Source organism: Sphingopyxis fribergensis (assembly GCF_000803645.1).
Lineage (GTDB): Bacteria > Pseudomonadota > Alphaproteobacteria > Sphingomonadales > Sphingomonadaceae > Sphingopyxis > Sphingopyxis fribergensis.
In genome coordinates, this window is sequence record NZ_CP009122.1 from 3,202,605 (window position 1) to 3,218,365 (window position 15,761).

16 protein-coding genes are annotated in these 15,761 nt (G+C 55.2%); 5 read left to right on the forward strand and 11 right to left on the reverse strand.

Annotation, left to right across the window (positions count from 1 at the left end):
* Positions 1 to 173: 173 nt before the first annotated feature.
* On the reverse strand, positions 174 to 797 hold the full coding sequence (locus SKP52_RS25530; RefSeq protein ID WP_160292428.1) for an HNH endonuclease: 624 nt from the start codon (positions 795 to 797) through the stop codon (positions 174 to 176).
* A gap of 65 nt (positions 798 to 862) precedes the next feature.
* Here SKP52_RS25530 and SKP52_RS14795 point away from each other — a divergent pair, with 65 nt between their 5' ends.
* Positions 863 to 3,160: a DGQHR domain-containing protein gene (locus tag SKP52_RS14795; RefSeq protein ID WP_039575956.1), complete on the forward strand. Its 2,298-nt coding sequence runs from the start codon at positions 863 to 865 to the stop codon at positions 3,158 to 3,160.
* Positions 3,161 to 3,171: 11 nt separating this feature from the next.
* Here SKP52_RS14795 and SKP52_RS24685 read toward each other — a convergent pair whose 3' ends face one another.
* The 8 genes from SKP52_RS24685 to SKP52_RS27370 form a co-directional block, all read right to left on the reverse strand.
* The gene (locus SKP52_RS24685) at positions 3,172 to 4,356 is read right to left on the reverse strand and encodes a DNA adenine methylase (protein ID WP_052208349.1); all 1,185 of its coding nucleotides are present in this window, start codon (positions 4,354 to 4,356) and stop codon (positions 3,172 to 3,174) included.
* Positions 4,357 to 4,490: 134 nt separating this feature from the next.
* Positions 4,491 to 5,327 (reverse strand): phosphoribosyltransferase-like protein, encoded by an 837-nt coding sequence (locus SKP52_RS26165; RefSeq protein WP_148309146.1) that lies wholly within the window; start codon positions 5,325 to 5,327, stop codon positions 4,491 to 4,493.
* Positions 5,327 to 6,310, reverse strand: coding sequence for a ParB/RepB/Spo0J family partition protein (locus SKP52_RS14810; RefSeq protein ID WP_081997392.1), 984 nt, complete (start codon positions 6,308 to 6,310; stop codon positions 5,327 to 5,329). The genes SKP52_RS26165 and SKP52_RS14810 overlap by 1 nt, the downstream gene beginning before the upstream one ends.
* Positions 6,311 to 6,377: 67 nt before the next feature.
* Positions 6,378 to 7,274, reverse strand: coding sequence for an abortive infection family protein (locus SKP52_RS14815; RefSeq protein ID WP_039575960.1), 897 nt, complete (start codon positions 7,272 to 7,274; stop codon positions 6,378 to 6,380).
* Positions 7,271 to 8,509 carry a hypothetical protein gene (locus SKP52_RS14820; RefSeq protein WP_039575961.1) on the reverse strand — a complete coding sequence of 413 codons (1,239 nt, stop codon included), beginning with the start codon at positions 8,507 to 8,509 and terminating at the stop codon, positions 7,271 to 7,273. Before SKP52_RS14820 ends, SKP52_RS14815 begins: the two co-directional genes overlap by 4 nt.
* Positions 8,510 to 8,624: 115 nt before the next feature.
* Complete coding sequence (locus SKP52_RS14825) at positions 8,625 to 9,689, reverse strand: DUF4917 family protein (RefSeq protein ID WP_052208351.1); 1,065 nt, start codon at positions 9,687 to 9,689, stop codon at positions 8,625 to 8,627.
* Complete coding sequence (locus tag SKP52_RS26530; RefSeq protein ID WP_160292429.1) at positions 9,670 to 9,912, reverse strand: hypothetical protein; 243 nt, start codon at positions 9,910 to 9,912, stop codon at positions 9,670 to 9,672. The genes SKP52_RS14825 and SKP52_RS26530 overlap by 20 nt, the downstream gene beginning before the upstream one ends.
* Before the next feature lie 259 nt (positions 9,913 to 10,171).
* Positions 10,172 to 10,342 (reverse strand): helix-turn-helix domain-containing protein, encoded by a 171-nt coding sequence (locus tag SKP52_RS27370; protein ID WP_321164079.1) that lies wholly within the window; start codon positions 10,340 to 10,342, stop codon positions 10,172 to 10,174.
* Here SKP52_RS27370 and SKP52_RS26170 point away from each other — a divergent pair.
* Entirely contained in the window at positions 10,268 to 10,870 is a 603-nt protein-coding gene (locus tag SKP52_RS26170) for a hypothetical protein (protein WP_228383660.1), read from the forward strand. The genes SKP52_RS27370 and SKP52_RS26170 overlap by 75 nt on opposite strands.
* Positions 10,871 to 10,874: 4 nt before the next feature.
* On the opposite strand, the gene SKP52_RS14835 is transcribed toward SKP52_RS26170, so the two are convergent.
* Together SKP52_RS14835 and SKP52_RS14840 are read right to left on the reverse strand one after the other, a co-directional pair.
* Complete coding sequence (locus tag SKP52_RS14835; RefSeq protein WP_039575965.1) at positions 10,875 to 11,078, reverse strand: hypothetical protein; 204 nt, start codon at positions 11,076 to 11,078, stop codon at positions 10,875 to 10,877.
* A gap of 65 nt (positions 11,079 to 11,143) precedes the next feature.
* A complete protein-coding gene (locus tag SKP52_RS14840) occupies positions 11,144 to 11,713 on the reverse strand; it encodes a hypothetical protein (RefSeq protein WP_039575966.1) in 570 nt (189 codons plus the stop codon).
* Positions 11,714 to 11,992: 279 nt separating this feature from the next.
* On the opposite strand from SKP52_RS14840, the gene SKP52_RS14845 reads away from it, so the two are divergent.
* Genes SKP52_RS14845 through SKP52_RS14855 form a run of 3 tightly spaced genes read left to right on the forward strand, consistent with a single transcriptional unit; the run spans position 11,993 to position 15,740 of the window.
* Complete coding sequence (locus SKP52_RS14845; protein WP_148309148.1) at positions 11,993 to 12,709, forward strand: TnsA endonuclease N-terminal domain-containing protein; 717 nt, start codon at positions 11,993 to 11,995, stop codon at positions 12,707 to 12,709.
* A complete protein-coding gene (locus tag SKP52_RS14850; protein WP_081997393.1) occupies positions 12,706 to 14,793 on the forward strand; it encodes a Mu transposase C-terminal domain-containing protein in 2,088 nt (695 codons plus the stop codon). Before SKP52_RS14845 ends, SKP52_RS14850 begins: the two co-directional genes overlap by 4 nt.
* A 44-nt stretch (positions 14,794 to 14,837) precedes the next feature.
* The gene (locus SKP52_RS14855) at positions 14,838 to 15,740 is read left to right on the forward strand and encodes a TniB family NTP-binding protein (RefSeq protein ID WP_228383661.1); all 903 of its coding nucleotides are present in this window, start codon (positions 14,838 to 14,840) and stop codon (positions 15,738 to 15,740) included.
* Positions 15,741 to 15,761 lie beyond the last annotated feature (21 nt).

Here is a 15,761-nt window from a genome sequence, read left to right on the forward strand (position 1 = left end):
TCTGCTGCCAACTGACCCGAGCGAGGAGAAGATTTCGCAAGTTCCTACTTCGCTCAACGGATGTTATGGAGGTCGCAGGCCGTTTCAGCGTAAATTTTTTTCTTTCCAAGCCAACGAAAAGCGAACCATGCGTCGACCGAGCCGATGCCGGTGAGACAAACCGCTGATACAACTCACAACAGTCGACACCGTAGGTCCTCGATAGAAAGCGTGCCGGACCGGTGCAGCATTCGATGGCAGTTTGAACAAACGGCGGCGAGATCTTCTATCCGCGTCGCTGCACCTGGTTCTAGCTCAGAAACTGGGACTTTATGATGAGCCTCGATAAAGCCGTGGCCCAGTTCTCCATATGTTTTTCCGAAATCGAAATCGCATACCGAGCATGCAAGTGTCCGCAACTGCTTTTTGAAGCGATTCACGAGAGACTTAGAACGCTCGCGCCGCAGATGCGTGCGCAGCGTGGCGGCACCTTCGAATGCCATGTAACTTTCTACAGAGTCGGAAAAGCCGTCTCGGTTCACGGGATTAAGCGGATCCATGTCGCGCAACCCCCAAACTCCACCGCCAATTCCGTGTACGCTGTAAAATAGATCACGCTTCTTTTTCCAGTGATGGGAATCGGAAGAGCATTCTTGGATTCGTCCGCGCACACTTTGAAGTAGATTTCCCGTGTATGATCCGGGGAAGAGCCGTCGAACCTCATCTGCGATCTCTACGGGCCGCGCCTGACCGCCAAGACTACGCAACGCTGCGGCGACAGTTTCAAAGCGCGACACGGGAGCCGTAATTTCAGTCATTAGTCCGCCGATCCTGTTTGACACACTGGCATCCATTTGCCTTAATCGGCTGTGGGGGTGCAAGGATGATTGGGAATTTAGTAAAGGATTTCGGGGAGAAGCGTGCCGAGTACGCTCGCCGAAGCAAGCCGTTCGATGAAGAGACCGTCGAACTCCCGCTTCGAGCGACCCGGGAAGCGGACGGGTGGTCTCTTCAGCGCGAAAACAAGAATTCGTTGCGAATGCGGCGGCCGAAGCGCTTCGACGAACTCATCGAGAATCGTTTCTGGAATATCCTGTACCGCTTCGGCTACGCTGAGCTCAATAAAGGACGCCATTTTCGCGTCGTCGTCGGCAAGGGTGACGATGCGATTGAGAAACAGGTCGATGTATTTGCCAAAGATGACGAGACAATCGTCATTGCCGAATGCAAGGCGTGCAAAGTTCCGACAAAAAGGTCTTTGCAGAAGGATCTCAACGAATTTGCCGGGCTAATGAAGCCGATGGCCGACGCCATCCGCAGACATTATGGCGATGGCTTCAAGCCGAAGATCATTTGGTGCTTTGTCACAGACAACATCCGGTGGTCGGAAGAGGATATCAAGCGCGCATCCGATCACAAGATCAACGTCATACAAGGGCTTGAGCTTATCTATTTCGAGGAATTCTCGAAGAAATTAGGTCCAGCCGCCCGTTACCAGTTCCATGCCGAATATCTCGAAAACCAAAAAGTCCCAGCACTCGCCGGCCGGAAAGTTCCCGCAGTTAAAACCAAATTGGGCGGAAAAACAGCCTACCTGTTCTCCGCTCTCGCAAAAGATATTCTACGGATTGCCTTCGTAAATCACCGCGACTTGCGGGATCCGTCAGGTGCGCCCTCATATCAAAGAATCGTCAAGCCTTCCCGGCTCAAACAGATTGGCGAGTTCCTGGACGGGAAAAAATTCTTCCCCAACACCATACTTCTCAATTTCCACCGCAAGCCTTTGTTCGAGCAAACAGCAAAGGATGACATTTCCTCTGTGGCGTTCGGTAACCTCGTGCTTCCCGATCGATACAAGAGCTGCTGGATCATCGACGGACAGCACCGCCTTTACGGCACCACCTACACCACCGAAGACTATACGACGCCATTATTTTTTATCGGCTTTGACTCGGTCACCGCGTCGGAGGAGGCCAACATCTTTGTCGAGATTAACTCTAAACAGGCGACCGTTCCGCCGACGCTTCTTTCCGCCTTGGAAGGCGAGGTGAAGTGGGATTCGGAAATCCCCAAAGAACGCCTTTCAGCAATTGCCTCCCGTGCAGTTGACCTTCTAAATACGCGCGGCGGCGGCGCCCTGGAGGCAAAGGTCGTGTCGCCGGGTATCACGGCTGGAACTAGCCAACCTCTCAATGTCCGCAGCATCCAGGACCGGATCAACCAATCTGGTTTAGTTGGAACGATCAATCCGCGCACCGGAGAAATCGTTCAAGGCCCGTGCTGGGATGGCACGTCCGAAGCGAGTCTCAGGCGCATAGTCACTCTTCTCGAACTGCATTTCGAGGAAGTGCGCCTAGCAAATCCAGAACGCTGGGAGGCTGGAAAGGCAGGCTTACTGTGCACCAACTTCGGCGTGGGCAGTCACATTCGCCTTCTCAGCGAATTGATCGACCACGCTTCGAAGAAGCTTGGCTTTGAACCCCAGGCCGCCGAAGTCCACGACCTCTATATTGGCATTAAGCCTTATATTGATCCGGTGCTCTCATACATCGGAACGGCTACCGACGCAGAGTTCGAAGATCGGTTCAAAGTAATATTCGGCAGCAGCGGCTTCCACGAATATTTCTTCAGTATTGTCGATTTGGTAGTCGCGGTGGCACCCGACTTCGCTCCAAAGGGGTATTCAGAGTTTAAGCGGCTCTCGTCGGCAGAAGTGGTGGACCTAGCGGATCGGCAAGTGAAATGGATTCAGCAGGTCGTCATGGCATATTTGATCGACCGCCTTCGCGCGATCTATGGCGACGACTTCTTCGATCTGGGCGTGCCCAAGGAAATTCAGAAGGCCTGCCAAGCCAAGCGTATCGACGATGAGGCCGGCGAAAAGCACTCTGTCGAAACCTACCTCGACTGGATTCAGCTGCAGAAAATCGCAGTCCAGAAAGAGGTACGAGAAGCAGTAAAGGAGGTGCTCAGCATTCAGTTGCAAGAAGAAGGGGGAGGCAAGCATTTCTACAGTGGCTGGTTCGACGGGTTCAACCGTATCAGGAGGATTGTCGCTCACCCTGGCGGTCGTTCCTATAAGGACGAGGACCTGAAGACGTTGTCGCTGATTTCAGAGCATCTTGCGAACACCCTGCCCGGGAACTTCATTTTAGGAGAGTTCGAGCCACCACTAATCTGAAACTTCCCTGGCTATGCGCGCCCCAAATAAATACACTCCGAGACGCTGGCTGTTGCGCTGCCCTTAGAGGCACCCATGGTAGAATGGCTGTGCTCGATCTGGGCAATCAACTCAGCATTCGGGTAGGCATTCTGCAGTATTTCGAGCGGGTTTCCACCAACATCATGCAACAGTCCGTTTGAAGGATAGCTCAGGACGAGATCCGCGCCCGTCGACGCAACTTCCTCAACAAGCGCCTTGAATGCCCCGGTCACCTTGCTTCGGAGCGAGAAAGGCGTAGTGAATCGGTCAGGCCGATAGAGACCCGCGCCGGTGACCGGTGGGTAGTCGTTCAGAACCAACGTCTCCCAAACATGGTAGTAGCGTGAATATTGATCATCGGTGTACGGCGGGTCGCAGTAGACAACGCCAACGTCGCTCGAGCTATGGAGCCTCTTGAGCAAGGCGTCGCAATCAGACCGCGTGGCAAGGTTGGAGGACCGCCATTCCGTTGTGCCCGACGGCTTTAACGTGTCTAGGCTCACCAGCCACTGATCGAAGGCGGAGCGTCCGAATTGTTTCGAAACGCGCTTAAAATTACTGGCGCTCGGCGTCAGGAACTGAGCGAAATGCCCCGTCGTATTAGCAATCCGAAGAGCGGCCTGTCCTAAGGTTAGAACAGCCCACTCAAATTCACCCTGAGTCAGGACTCCACGACCGCGAAGCGTGTCGATCGCGCAGCGGACTGAGTCTATTTCCGCACATTGCGGTAGCGAAAAGTAGGCATTCGCATAGGTTGCTGTGAAGCAGCCATATGCGCCCTCATGCATGAGATTTTCCTGAGACACTCGGTCAAAGACGAACTCGAATTCTTCGAAAGTCGCCGCACCCGGCAATTTTTCTGCCAGTGTCCAGATCTTTTCGTTTTGCTCTTTCAGCAGGCGCATGTTCTGCTGATAGATTGGCGCGACCAGCTCCCGCATGCGGGAGGCTGGTAATGGGCCGTGCGGGTCGGTGAAGCGGCACCTGCCTGCGAGATAGGCGAAATGCTGGACATCATTTGTCCAGACCTGCCGTCGCCCCGCGTGGGCATCGGCCACAGCTCCCATACCTGCAAAGGCATCCAGAAGCCGTCCGGGGCGGCAGCTGGCGATAACCTCGGCCACGCGATCAGCGAGGTCGTGTTTAGTACCCATGTAGCTGATGCGACTAGTCATAAAATTCCCCGGCGACGCCGGAGGATCGGAGTCATAGTTCGGTTTGGCAAGCCCAAAAACCGGATGGCATGAAACCTCGTCTCAAGGATCGAGCGAATGGTCAAGAAGGATAGCTTAAATTGGAGCATCCAATGCTAAGCCGCGAGTAGGTTGCGAGGGAAGAGACCTTCCCAGTGCTCGTGATTAGCATGTAGAATTGGGATCGTATTGTTTGGCGTTTTATGACTGAGAATTAGCGTCAGTCCGCAGGCTCCAAACCCTTTTGGGTGTGCCGCCCACGCAATCTTTCCATAAGCGTCCAGTATTTGCCGTTCGTTATCGTCGAACCGGTCGCATTCGGCCGCAAAGACGTTTGCAGCTTTTCCAAGTTTCAGAGGCGCCCGGATTTCCAACTCTGTATTGTCTTGGATGGCTCGCTCTGCATCTTCGGTGAGCGCCGTCAGCAGCAGATAGCAAGTCGCTTCAGAAGCAACGAGCTCCTGCATCAGCGGCCAGTAGGAGGTAATCTGACGACCGGTGCCGGCAAAATCATCGACAAAGACGACGTGGTCGTACGCCGTCAGGGCGAGCCGGGGTAGCTCGCGCGGCATTTTGAAATAGCTTTGCCAAATCGCCGACGTGAGGCCGTTCGCTTCCCGGAACATACGAAGCATGGCAGGCCCACTCTCGCCGGCTCCGCCTACGCCGACGAAAAACCAACGGCCCTGACGAATTGCGGGCGACTTACTCCAACCCGGGAGGGATGTCAGCGCATCCCGGTAGCCCTGATGAATTTCGCGTTCTGCGACCACGATTACGGCATCGAGAACCTTGTGAGCTGTCGAAAGATGTTCGGCATCAAACCGGCCCAGCCACTTGCGCAACTCATCTTTCGTTGGCGGTTGCCGATATCCGGCGAAGCTTTTTACCCATGCTTCGAGTTGTTCGTCGGATGCTAACTGCTCACACCCAGCCTGCTTGTTTCCCGCCATCAGTTTGACCGCCGTTCGCCAGCTGCGAGTTTGGCTTTCACGTCGGACAGCAAAGCCTCAAGCTCTTCCCACAGGCCTTCCTCAGCAATAAACTCCTCGGGATCGAGAGCTGTGATAATCGAACGTAGGCGGCTTATCTGCCTTGTCAGGGTCTCCGCTTCTGTGTGAATCCTTGCTTCATCGACTTCAAGATCTTGGATCATCATATCAGGATCGCTGATAAACCGACGCAACTTTGCGAGAAGTTCAGTCTCAGTTCCTGATTTCCGCGCAGCCGTGAGATAGGATTTGATCTTGCGGAAGTCTGTTACCGCACGAAAGCCGGACTTGAGATTAAGATACTTGTCCATCAATGCCCGTATGAGTTCCGCCCTGTTGTACCAGTCAGCGGAGCGCACAGTCCGATCTGTAATGATCGGATACATTTCGATAAATAGATCCGCGTTTAGCCGGGTCTCAGGATCTGGATCGAGCATCCGGTCCTGGAATTCTTCCTCAAACGAAAGCAGCTTTTTGCACCGCGTCACCACCGCCACATCTAGGCCAGTTAGGTCAGCCAAAGCAGCCTCTCGGCTCTCCTCTAGCTGCTCTATGAGGACGCCCAACTTCAATGCAGTTGGCATAAGCTCCCAATCTTTGCGGAGCTTATGGATCTGGAACATTGTGACGATATTTTGCGCCAAGGTCGGTTCAGTGACCTGGTTGATCGGGACTTCAGTGAGGCCGATTCGTTGCGCACAGATCCACCGACGCTGTCCGTCGAGGATTGTGAAAATGTCGCTGCCTGCGGCTTGATAGACAGTGAGAGGAACCAACACACCGACCTTTCGGATCGATGCCTCAAGCGTTTGCAACGGGGCTTCGTCGAACAACACTCGCGGGTTGTGCGGATTGGCCTTTAAAGAATTGGTCGCGACCGTTTGCGGTCGGGGTGGAACGACGGGGGCCGGCTGGACCGCGTCCGCAGGTTGCTCTTTTGTCATCGTTCGCCCTTACAGGGATTGCTATGCGGCGGCAATCGAACGGTATGCGCATCGGCCCAATGACTCTTCAATGGATTTCGGGATGTTGTGGTAACGATCGATGCTCCTTGCGTTCCCAACTTTCGATCAAGAAGAGCGCAATCGAACTGGCAGCGTTGAGAGTCAGACGCGCGATGCGGGCGTCGATGCGGCGAAAGCCCTTTTCGCGTCCGTGGGCATCGCCGCCATGCGTCCGAAGGGCGCCTACGCCCTTGATCACCGTCGTCAAACCACCCAGGATCTGCCGCACATCAGCCTCGATTTCCGGCGCGAGGTCTGATCGGCCTGGCGATAGTCCCAATGGCTCCTGAACAGCGCGGAGCAAGCTGTCGATATCTTTCTTGGGCGGCAGCGGGAGCTTGAGTTCGACCAATATTGAACGGCAGACTGCTTCAACCAGAGAACAGGCGGCTGTCACCGCGTCCTCTGGATCATTCTCAAGATTGGGGAGCGCGCGCGCGATCTCGATCTGTACCGTGTCGAAATCCAGTGTCGCTACCTTCTGGATGAAAGGCTCGACAATCGTCCCTGCTCCCGATCGCTCTACGAGGACGGCCTTCCCGCCAACAACAGTCACCGCGAACCCGTCGGCCCCGAGCGCCCCATTGAGATGATCCCTCACCGCGGCCGCCTTAGCCGGATAGGCCAGGTAGTCGCGCGGATCGCAGACACGTTCGATCACGCGCGTGATATGAAGGTCCCCATTGCCGTCATGGTACACGGCCATCTGCCGAAGAAAGTCGGTGGTAGCAGGCACGCGAGAACTGGCACCGACACGCATATCCAGTCCGCAATCGAGGAAGAATTGCTCGATTTTTGGGCCGGATCGATAAATCCCAATGGGTGCGGTGCCGTCATTACCAGCACCGCCGGTGATGGCATCGACGAGGGCTTTGATAACAAATGGCGAGAATTTTCCGCTCATATCTTCCGCCGTGCGCCATTCTGTAGTTGTTCGACCGCGACCGATAGATTGGGCTGCCCGACCCTGGACAATCCCGCAATCAGCCCGTCAAGGAAATTGGTTTTGGACATGATGTCATCGACGACCGCAGAACGGTTCGGCTCGAGACGGTGAGCAATTAGCGTGCCGTCGAGCTTCCGTTCATAGAATTCACCGAACAGCTGATCGCGTCCGATATAAAAGACGGTCTCCAAGTCGGCGAACTCCTCGACCGATAGGCGATCGATCACCCAATTATCGAGAGCCGCCACGGCTTCGCCATGAGCTACCATCTCTTCGAAATCGATTTCGTCTGCGCTGATGATGATTGGCTCAGAATTGAGCGTCGGCGGCGGATATGTTTGGAGCCACCTCGCAGCAACTTCGAGCACCAGTCCTGCAGTCAAATGCGCGAGCGGCGCTTCTAGCCCGATTAGCGTCCTTAGCTGGCGCCCTTCCCGGATCGCTGTCAGCGCTCGGGATAGGCCATTGCCCGAAAGTCCGAACGTAGCCTTCGCCTCGGTCTTTCGATCGAGAAAGCTCTCCTCGATCCACCTCGCTTGTGGGCCTACGATGCGGGCGATATCGACCAAGTCGGCTCGCGAGCACTCGTTCGTCATCGCGCCCGCGGCGACCTCCTCTTTGAGCTGGAATACGCGATTGATCAGGTTTCCCAAGATGTCACGCAAGCCTCTTATACTTGCCTGAATCAGCGGGAGATTGACGACTGCTTTTTCGGCGAGGCTTTGTTTGCCGTCGCGGCTATCGAAATAGCGCAGCTCCTGCCCACCGGGATCGATGCAGCCAAGGCTCAAAGCGAAGGGCTGCAGCTCCGCAATCAGCGCCCTACAATGCAGATCGCCGATGGGCTGACCCGAAAGCTGCTCCCAATATGCCTTCACATCATGATCAGCCGCCCCCCCGCGCGGAACCGCCATGTTGATCGAAGAAAGCTCGCGTAAGATGAACTTGAGCGCCAGTTCGAGCCCATGGCGGGCATTGTAGAGGATCGGCATGGCAAGCGTATCGCGTCCCCGGTAATTCTCCTGTTTGATCAACGTGTCGACGAGGATCTGCGCCGCATCCAGATATCCCTCGACGTAATTGAGATCATCGCCCTGTTTGCCGATGCAGGCATTCCATTCTCCGTCATGGATCACTTGGAAAAACGGGTCGGTTATCGTGCCGTCATCCAGTAGCGAAGCAATTTCGGACATGGAGGTACTTTCAATGGTCGGGACACCGCGAGCATTTCGACGGATCAGGATATACTAAAGCGAATTGCCATAAATGCGCCCAAGAATAGGCCTGCCATTTTCGCAAGTCCGAAAACTAGCCCCAAACCTGCGCGCTCTCCGCATCGTAGAATGCCACATCCAGCGGCCACTTCTCATGACGAAGGCTCGCCAACCACTTGGCTCGAACCATAATCTGCTCGTTCCATTCCTCGAGCGGATCACCATAAATGCCAACATAGAGCTTCTTGAACCTGCCGCGACCGATCCGCGTGAGGATGTGGTCGTCGTTTGCAGCAAGTGAATGTCCAAAGATGAACCAACAATGCCTGCCTTGCGTCACATTGCTCGTGAGCTGCTTTAGCCCTTGATAAAGATAGGCATTATGTCGGATCTTGTCTTTCTTCTGGGAGCTGGTCCCCTCGGCAACAAACAGCGGAAACTTGTCGTCGGCGAGCGCCGCGCGGGCCTGGTCCACCAGAGGAACGCCCTTTCTGACCCATGTGTATTTGAGCAAATCCTTGCCGGAATCGAACAGGTGTAACGCACCGTGCAGGAACATGACGTTGGCGCTATGTGCATTCGTCTCTCCCTGCCACACGACATATTCCGCGTCGGGCTCGTCCTCGTCGTTTCCGAAGCCGTCGTTCTTGGCGAGGTTGATAGGATCGCCGAAAGGTAGATCCTCGTGCATCAGGGTCCAGTAAAGGAGGAGATCGTAGTTCAGCGTAAATACGCAGCCCGCCTTTTCGCCTGTGAGGAAGTGCGAAAGGAAGCGTCGGCACGCCCAGAACTTCGCGTCGGGAATGTCTGACGGAATATGCGGATGGTTGCCCGCTATCGTCTGAACCAAAATCTCCTTCAGCATGCCGGCGTGCTGGAGCATCTTGGCCGGTGCCGCACTGCCATCGGCTATATAAGCTGGAAGGATGGCCGCAGCGCTCTCCAAAGTACGGATAACTGCTTCAAAATCTGTCGTGCCAAGAGCCGCGAAAACGGCCTCGACCTCGGGCGCGCCGGAGAAATCGGCCTGACCGTAAAGTGAGCCGTAGTGAAAGATGTCCGCACGACAAGCGATGCTGAAGCCATTGCCCAAGAGCAAGTGCCTCTTCGAGAATTGTCGGGAGTCGGCGATTGCCTGTTCAAATGTCAGTATCGGCAAAATCTTCTCCCCTGGGCATCGATAAGCACCACCCGTCCCTAAAGATACATAGGGTATGGCCCACGTCGTTGAGGCTCGCGATCTGGCAGTAGGTTTCCTGAATGACGTCTTCGAGGTCTTCGGGATTGAGCGTGCGACGAAGCCAGGCGCGCACGTCGGCCTCGTGGGGAAGTATCTCACTCCCCACCCAAGCCATGATCCGTGCGCGCTTTTCCCTGTTCACGTCACTTTCTTCGCGCCTCCATTCAGAAGTACGATGCACGACCGGAATTTTCCGTTTTTATGTCGTGCAATTATTTTCCGCGATCGCATCGACATAGCATGATGCAGGCGCATTGGGGCCAGGAAAGCAGCGGATATCGATAACTGCGCACTCCCATCGGGCCGTTGAAAACTTCGGTTCAGCCAAGCCCAAATGGTTCCGCAAGGGAGCTCAATTATCGGGTCTAAGCACTCGCGGCCTGGCGCGAGCCGCCTCAATGCTATTCTTGCTGCCCTGCCGGAATGCTCGTGGTCAATGCGGCCACATCGCATTTCAGAGCCCGACATAACCGCACCAACGCAATGAACGTCAGATTATGTTCGCCACGCTCGATCCGGCCAACATAGCTGCGATCCAATCCTGCCTCATGAGCAAGCCGTTCCTGCGACATGCCAAGCTCGCTTCTGCGGGCGCGGATGCGTTTGCCCAGGATGTCGAGATACGGGTCCATGCCCGCACCTCGTGTCAGAGGGGAGTATCAGTCCACGGAGTAAGAATCCCCTTGTTAACCTTTTGCTCCTACTTAGGCCTCGAAAGGAACATCGAGATGAAAATGCTGACTGGAATTGCAATGGCGTCCGCGGCTGTCGCGGCTTGCTGGTCGGGAGCGGCGTGGGCGCAAACAGGTAGCGAAAAGCCAACCGATCTGTCTTGCAAGTTTCTGCCGCCCTCGGCGCCAGAGACATTCGAGCTTCGGATCGACACATCCGCGAACACCGTTTCTTGGGAATCCCGTGGCGGCCCTCAAGCAGCGCGGGCGGTGTTCACGGCGAACAATATCGCGTTCCGCAACTTCTCGATCGACCGCGAAACGCTCAAATTGACGCGGAAGAACGATAGTCTTTACGTGCGGGCTTGGGGTCTTCCCCCGATCGAACATGCCGAATGCGCAGTCGTGGAAAAGAAAACGAAAATCTGACTGCCTAGTCTGCCTCGATCACGCATTGAATCCGGCCGGTCGCAACCATGACGCCCCGACAGACTCCATGGTCGTCGGCCATGGGCATGTGACCGGCCAGGAACTTGGTACGGGATGCCTCAGTCATGAGATCTCCAAGATCGCGATAGGGCAGATCAAGGGAGAGGGGATGGCTGTGGCCCATCAGATAGACTTGGTAGATCGCCATTATACAGCAACTTTCCGTTTCCCCGTTGTTAGTAGCCGCGCCCCATTAGGGGGCGCATGCTGCTATCAGCGACCCGGCTTAGCCGGCTCAAACGTGAAAAGATCGCTGCGATAATTCCGCAGTTTGTCGGCAATCTTTTCTGCGTCCACAACTTTGCGCGCGACGTGGTCTCCGCGCTCGAAGGCTCCGTCTTTGTCGTTCGTGGTGAAGCAATCTTGTCCAGCAACCACCAAAAACCGGTTCGCTTCGCGCTCGTGGATGTTCAGCAATTCGTGAAGCCTGCGCTGATCGAGGTGTTCGTTGCCCGTTTCAAACCACTCAATAAACTGGGCCAACTCTTCGGGGGTCCCCTTGAAGCCTGACCGGAGTGATGTCCGAGCCAATTCCGAGAGCACGTAATACATAAGTGCACGGAACGGGCCGGAACCGACGTCCAAAGGAATTCCGGCCGCGTCCATGGCTGCGAAGCCAATGGCACCGATTGCAGTGTCGACATTATATTCACGCCCGGCGATGGGACTCGACCGCTGATACCGTTCCACCAGCGTCCGGCACCGATGATCGTCCTGACCCGTCAGCGTCTTGAGCGAACTCAGGTTGAAGGCGGCCTGTTTTACGATCCAATTCCTACTCATAATACTTCTCTCTCTAGCTGCGCGCGCGTCAACTTCGGACGGGCTCGAAAGCCGATCATTTTCTGCAAATGCGAATCGGCTCGATCAGACAGCTACAATTGCAAGAGGAAACCTTCAAGCAGGTTACCTTTTTTCTCACTTCACTATTCATTTAAACTCAGTGACATTCTGGATATACATTGAATGATAGTTTCACTTTACATTGAGGCCATACCATCATTAGTTGAAAATTCTACCGATATTCGCAATCATTATGGGATTGCGATTCGGAGTAATTGGTTGTCTGAAAAATTTTCCGTAAGCCTGAGCTTGCCTTTGGCCGACACTCAGATCGAGGACGTGCGAGTTGTGCGCCGCCAAGGCGGCGGCCACGTGAGGATCTCGAACGGGCGCCGCGCCCGGGCGATGGGGCGCTATTTCAGCGTCAAAATGGGCAATTCGCTGCCGTGGGAGTCACGGCTCGAGTTGCGCGACCTCTACCGCTGCGAGGTCGATCCGAAGATCACATCCTATGCCGTGCAGCCGGAAACGATGCACTGGCGGTGGGCAGGAAAAGCTCGTCGCTACACGCCAGACCGTATTGATCTCATTGCGGGCGGCCAGCGGAGGATTGTCGAGGTCAAGGACACCTTCGATCCCGAAAAAGATACCGAGTACACCGAGAAACTGGAGCAAGCGTCTCAGATATACGCTGCATTGGGTCTCAGTTTTGAGATCAGAGACGGCTCATCGATTTTGGACGAGCCTTCCTTTTCGGCAATCGAAGAAATCCAAGCTTATCGCCGAACCGCAATCACCCCGGCTGACATCACCTCTGTTCACCGCGAGCTGCGGAGCGAGAGCAAACCGCTGCACGACATTCTGTCAAGACTGGGGGGCGCTCATTCCAAAGCCACGCTATTCGCAATGGCGGTTCGCCGGATCTTAGATATTGACGTGACCAACGGGCTCCATGATGAAGCAGCTGTATCCCTCCTCGAAGGAAGGTCGCCATGAGGGGCCTCAACAATTTCGAGGTCGGCGAACGCATTACAGTCGATGGTGACGATCTCACTTTCCACAGTCTCATCCCCTCGTTGGAGCCTCGCGCCGACGGTTCTGACGATCTCCAATTCCTCGGTACCCGCTCGCGGCGAGCGGTGAATTTCACACCGGATGAATTTCTGACGGCATATTCCGACGGCAGAATTCGTCTTCATCGAGCTCAGGAAAAGCCGGGCGATAATGTTGGGGACGACGAATCCCCCACCAAGAAAATTGCCCGGGCGTGGAGGTTCTATTGGGTGAGCGAATACGACAAATCGCCGGTCCCAAAATCCACATCCAAACTGCTGGAGTTTATCAACGCCAACAAGGCGCGGCAGCCCCATCAGATCGCTCCGCCTAGCCCACATACACTTCGCAGGTGGTTGCGCGAGCGCGGGCAGGAAGGTGACCGTCGACCGAGGCAGATGGGCGATAGGCGGCCTACGACTGCTAGTCGCCGACCCTGTCATCCGTCTGTGCAGAAGGCTTACGAGGTGGCGTGTCGGCGGTACTGGTCAAACTACAGGGTGACCTTTGAGGATTTCCAGACAGAAGTTCGCGCGGAATTGATTTCCGAAAACCAACGTCGCCATGAAGGTGGGCAATCGCAGTTAAAAGTGCCTGGGCGCACTACGTTATGGCGTTGGCTCCGGCAGGAGCGGACATATGACAATGTTGCCATGCGGCAGGGAAAACATATCGCAGATCGTCACTTCAAAGCGATTCGGGACTCGCTCAGTGCGAAGCGGATCTTGGACGTTGCAGTTATCGACCAAAAGAGGATGGACGTTCACGTTTGCGACGCAAGGAGTGGGCTGATAATCGGTCGGCCGTGGCTCGTCGTGTTGATCGACGTAAAGTCGAGGATGATCCTCGGATACTTTCTGTCGTTCGAGGATCCGAGCGTTCTGTCAGCGATGGCATGTATTCGTGCGGCCGTGCGCGGCATGCCGGACCTCAAGCTGCGCTTTCCCAAAATTGAGGGGCGATGGGAAGCGTTCGGCGTACCGCGAACAATTCTGGCCGATAATGCGTGGGAAAATACTGGCTCGTCGTTCGTAGATGCTTGCGCAGATAGTGGCATTTCGATTGAATGGGCACCTGTGAGGCGCCCAGAGTATAAGGGAATTCTCGAGCGGTTCTTTTCGCGAATTGACGATCAGCTCGTTCACAAATTGCCCGGTGCCGTGGTCGACCATCCGTTTGCGTTGCGGGAGCGAAGGATCGACCCACAGTCCGATGCCGTTCTGACTCTTGAGGAACTTGACGAGTTGGTCTGTACCTATCTCGTAGATATCTACCCGAGCGATAGGCATCTCGGCATTCATGATACGCCTCTCAGGGTTTGGCGCGAAGGGGTCAAACGCGATGGTCTGGAGTTGGCCCACGACCTCGCTGCCTTAGAACATGCGATGGGCACATTGGTCCGCGATCGCATGCTGAATCATGAGGGCGTAAAGTTTAAGGGCCTTTCATACCGATCCGATGCGGTCGACAGTCTGCTAGCCGATCTGCTCCCCATTCAGGCAGCCAATTTGCGTCCAGGATCGGTGAAGGTGAAGATCAAATATCATCCCGAAGATTTGTCCCGCATCTTCGTGTGGAACGAAGCAAAAAATACATATGTGCCCTTGCCGTGTACGAACGAGAAATATGCCTACCGCCTTAGTGAGCGCGTCCATGTTGAGCTCCAACGCCACAAACGTGAAGATGACGAAACCTTTATTACGGACGATGAGCTTTGCACCCGCAAAGCCGCCCTTTTGCGCAGTATCCAGCAGAGTTACGACAAGCTCCCCCTGAAGGAACGGCGTCGCAATGCGCGCATGAACAGCTCGTCCGCAAACTCGGAAGAATCCCTTATCAGGATTGATCCGACGGGGAGCCGCGTGGGCGGTGACAAACCTGAAAAAAGTGCGGTTCGATCTCGCAAGCAAAAGGCGAAGATGACGGCAACTCATGTTGTAGAATTCGAAGAAAGAGCGTCTTTCGATCCCTTCGCGGATCGCGACCGCTCAAAGTCGATCGAGCAGTCCTTTGAGCGCCTCGCATGACCTGTATTGTTGACGCCCCGTCTCCGGCCCACCGCCGCGCCTTAATGGACAGCATCGTGATTGATAATCCGAGGGCAAGGGCAGCGCATAAAACGTTTGATTACCTTGTCGAGCTCAGCGGCTTGCAACCCGGCCAGCCGAAGCGTTGCGCAAGCCTGATTGCGCCTGCACAGACCGGAAAGACGACTATCATTGATAGCTATATTCAGAAGCTCAACACCCCCGAGGCATTGAAGAGCGGCGAAATTCCAGCACTCAAAGTGACACTCGGAGCCAACATTACTCGCCGACAGTTTGCTCAGGATATTCTGGAAGCGTTCGAAAACTTTGGCTGCAACGCCTTGGTAGAATCCGGCACCGAAGCTCAGCTTTTGAGGCGGGCGGCAAACTATCTCGCTGCGAGGAAGGTCCAAGTCCTATTCCTCGATGAGTTTCACCACCTCGTGCACAGCGACAACCGCAAGGTCGTCATGTCGGTCAGCGAGACCGTCAAACGCCTCCTGATCACGGGAAGCTGTCCGATCGTGGTGTCGGGGCTTGAGGAAGCCCGAAAGCCTTTCAATGGGAACCCTCAATTGGCGCATCGTACCGAAGACCATATCGACCTCCATCCTCTCGATCCGACATCGCCTGCCGATCTCGACCTATTTTGGACGTTTTTGTCGGATTATTTAGTGAAATCGGAACAGGTCGGGGCCGGCGAGCTTCACCATCTGCTTACGGATGAAATCCCGGCAGGCATTCTGGAAGTCTCGCAAGGCGTCCTCGGAGCTGCGTGTAACCTCGTCAAGGATGCGGTCCATATTGCCGCGACCAAATCAAAAACGATTGTAGAGAAGGCTGACTTAATTGGGGCAACTGATCGGGCAATTAGCAAGGGCTTATACCACCGCAACCCTTTGCGTGACGGCCTTGGCCCGGTTCGTCGCATGGTTGCAGCGCCGTGACACGAGCTTTGTGTGCCCCAG

Bases quoted from the DNA above. Each gene is read 5' to 3' on its own strand.
- SKP52_RS14820 (WP_039575961.1), bottom strand. From the start codon at position 8,509: ATGTCCGAAATTGCTTCGCTACTGGATGACGGCACGATAACCGACCCG.
- SKP52_RS14810 (WP_081997392.1), bottom strand. From the start codon at position 6,310: ATGACAAAAGAGCAACCTGCGGACGCGGTCCAGCCGGCCCCCGTCGTT.
- SKP52_RS24685 (WP_052208349.1), bottom strand. From the start codon at position 4,356: ATGACTAGTCGCATCAGCTACATGGGTACTAAACACGACCTCGCTGAT.
- SKP52_RS14850 (WP_081997393.1), top strand. From the start codon at position 12,706: ATGAGGGGCCTCAACAATTTCGAGGTCGGCGAACGCATTACAGTCGAT.
- SKP52_RS14855 (WP_228383661.1), top strand. From the start codon at position 14,838: ATGGACAGCATCGTGATTGATAATCCGAGGGCAAGGGCAGCGCATAAA.
- SKP52_RS14815 (WP_039575960.1), bottom strand. From the start codon at position 7,274: ATGAGCGGAAAATTCTCGCCATTTGTTATCAAAGCCCTCGTCGATGCC.
- SKP52_RS26170 (WP_228383660.1), top strand. From the start codon at position 10,268: ATGTTCGCCACGCTCGATCCGGCCAACATAGCTGCGATCCAATCCTGC.
- SKP52_RS25530 (WP_160292428.1), bottom strand. From the start codon at position 797: ATGACTGAAATTACGGCTCCCGTGTCGCGCTTTGAAACTGTCGCCGCA.
- SKP52_RS14835 (WP_039575965.1), bottom strand. From the start codon at position 11,078: ATGGCGATCTACCAAGTCTATCTGATGGGCCACAGCCATCCCCTCTCC.
- SKP52_RS14840 (WP_039575966.1), bottom strand. From the start codon at position 11,713: ATGAGTAGGAATTGGATCGTAAAACAGGCCGCCTTCAACCTGAGTTCG.
- SKP52_RS26165 (WP_148309146.1), bottom strand. From the start codon at position 5,327: ATGGCGGGAAACAAGCAGGCTGGGTGTGAGCAGTTAGCATCCGACGAA.
- SKP52_RS14795 (WP_039575956.1), top strand. From the start codon at position 863: ATGATTGGGAATTTAGTAAAGGATTTCGGGGAGAAGCGTGCCGAGTAC.
- SKP52_RS27370 (WP_321164079.1), bottom strand. From the start codon at position 10,342: ATGTCGCAGGAACGGCTTGCTCATGAGGCAGGATTGGATCGCAGCTAT.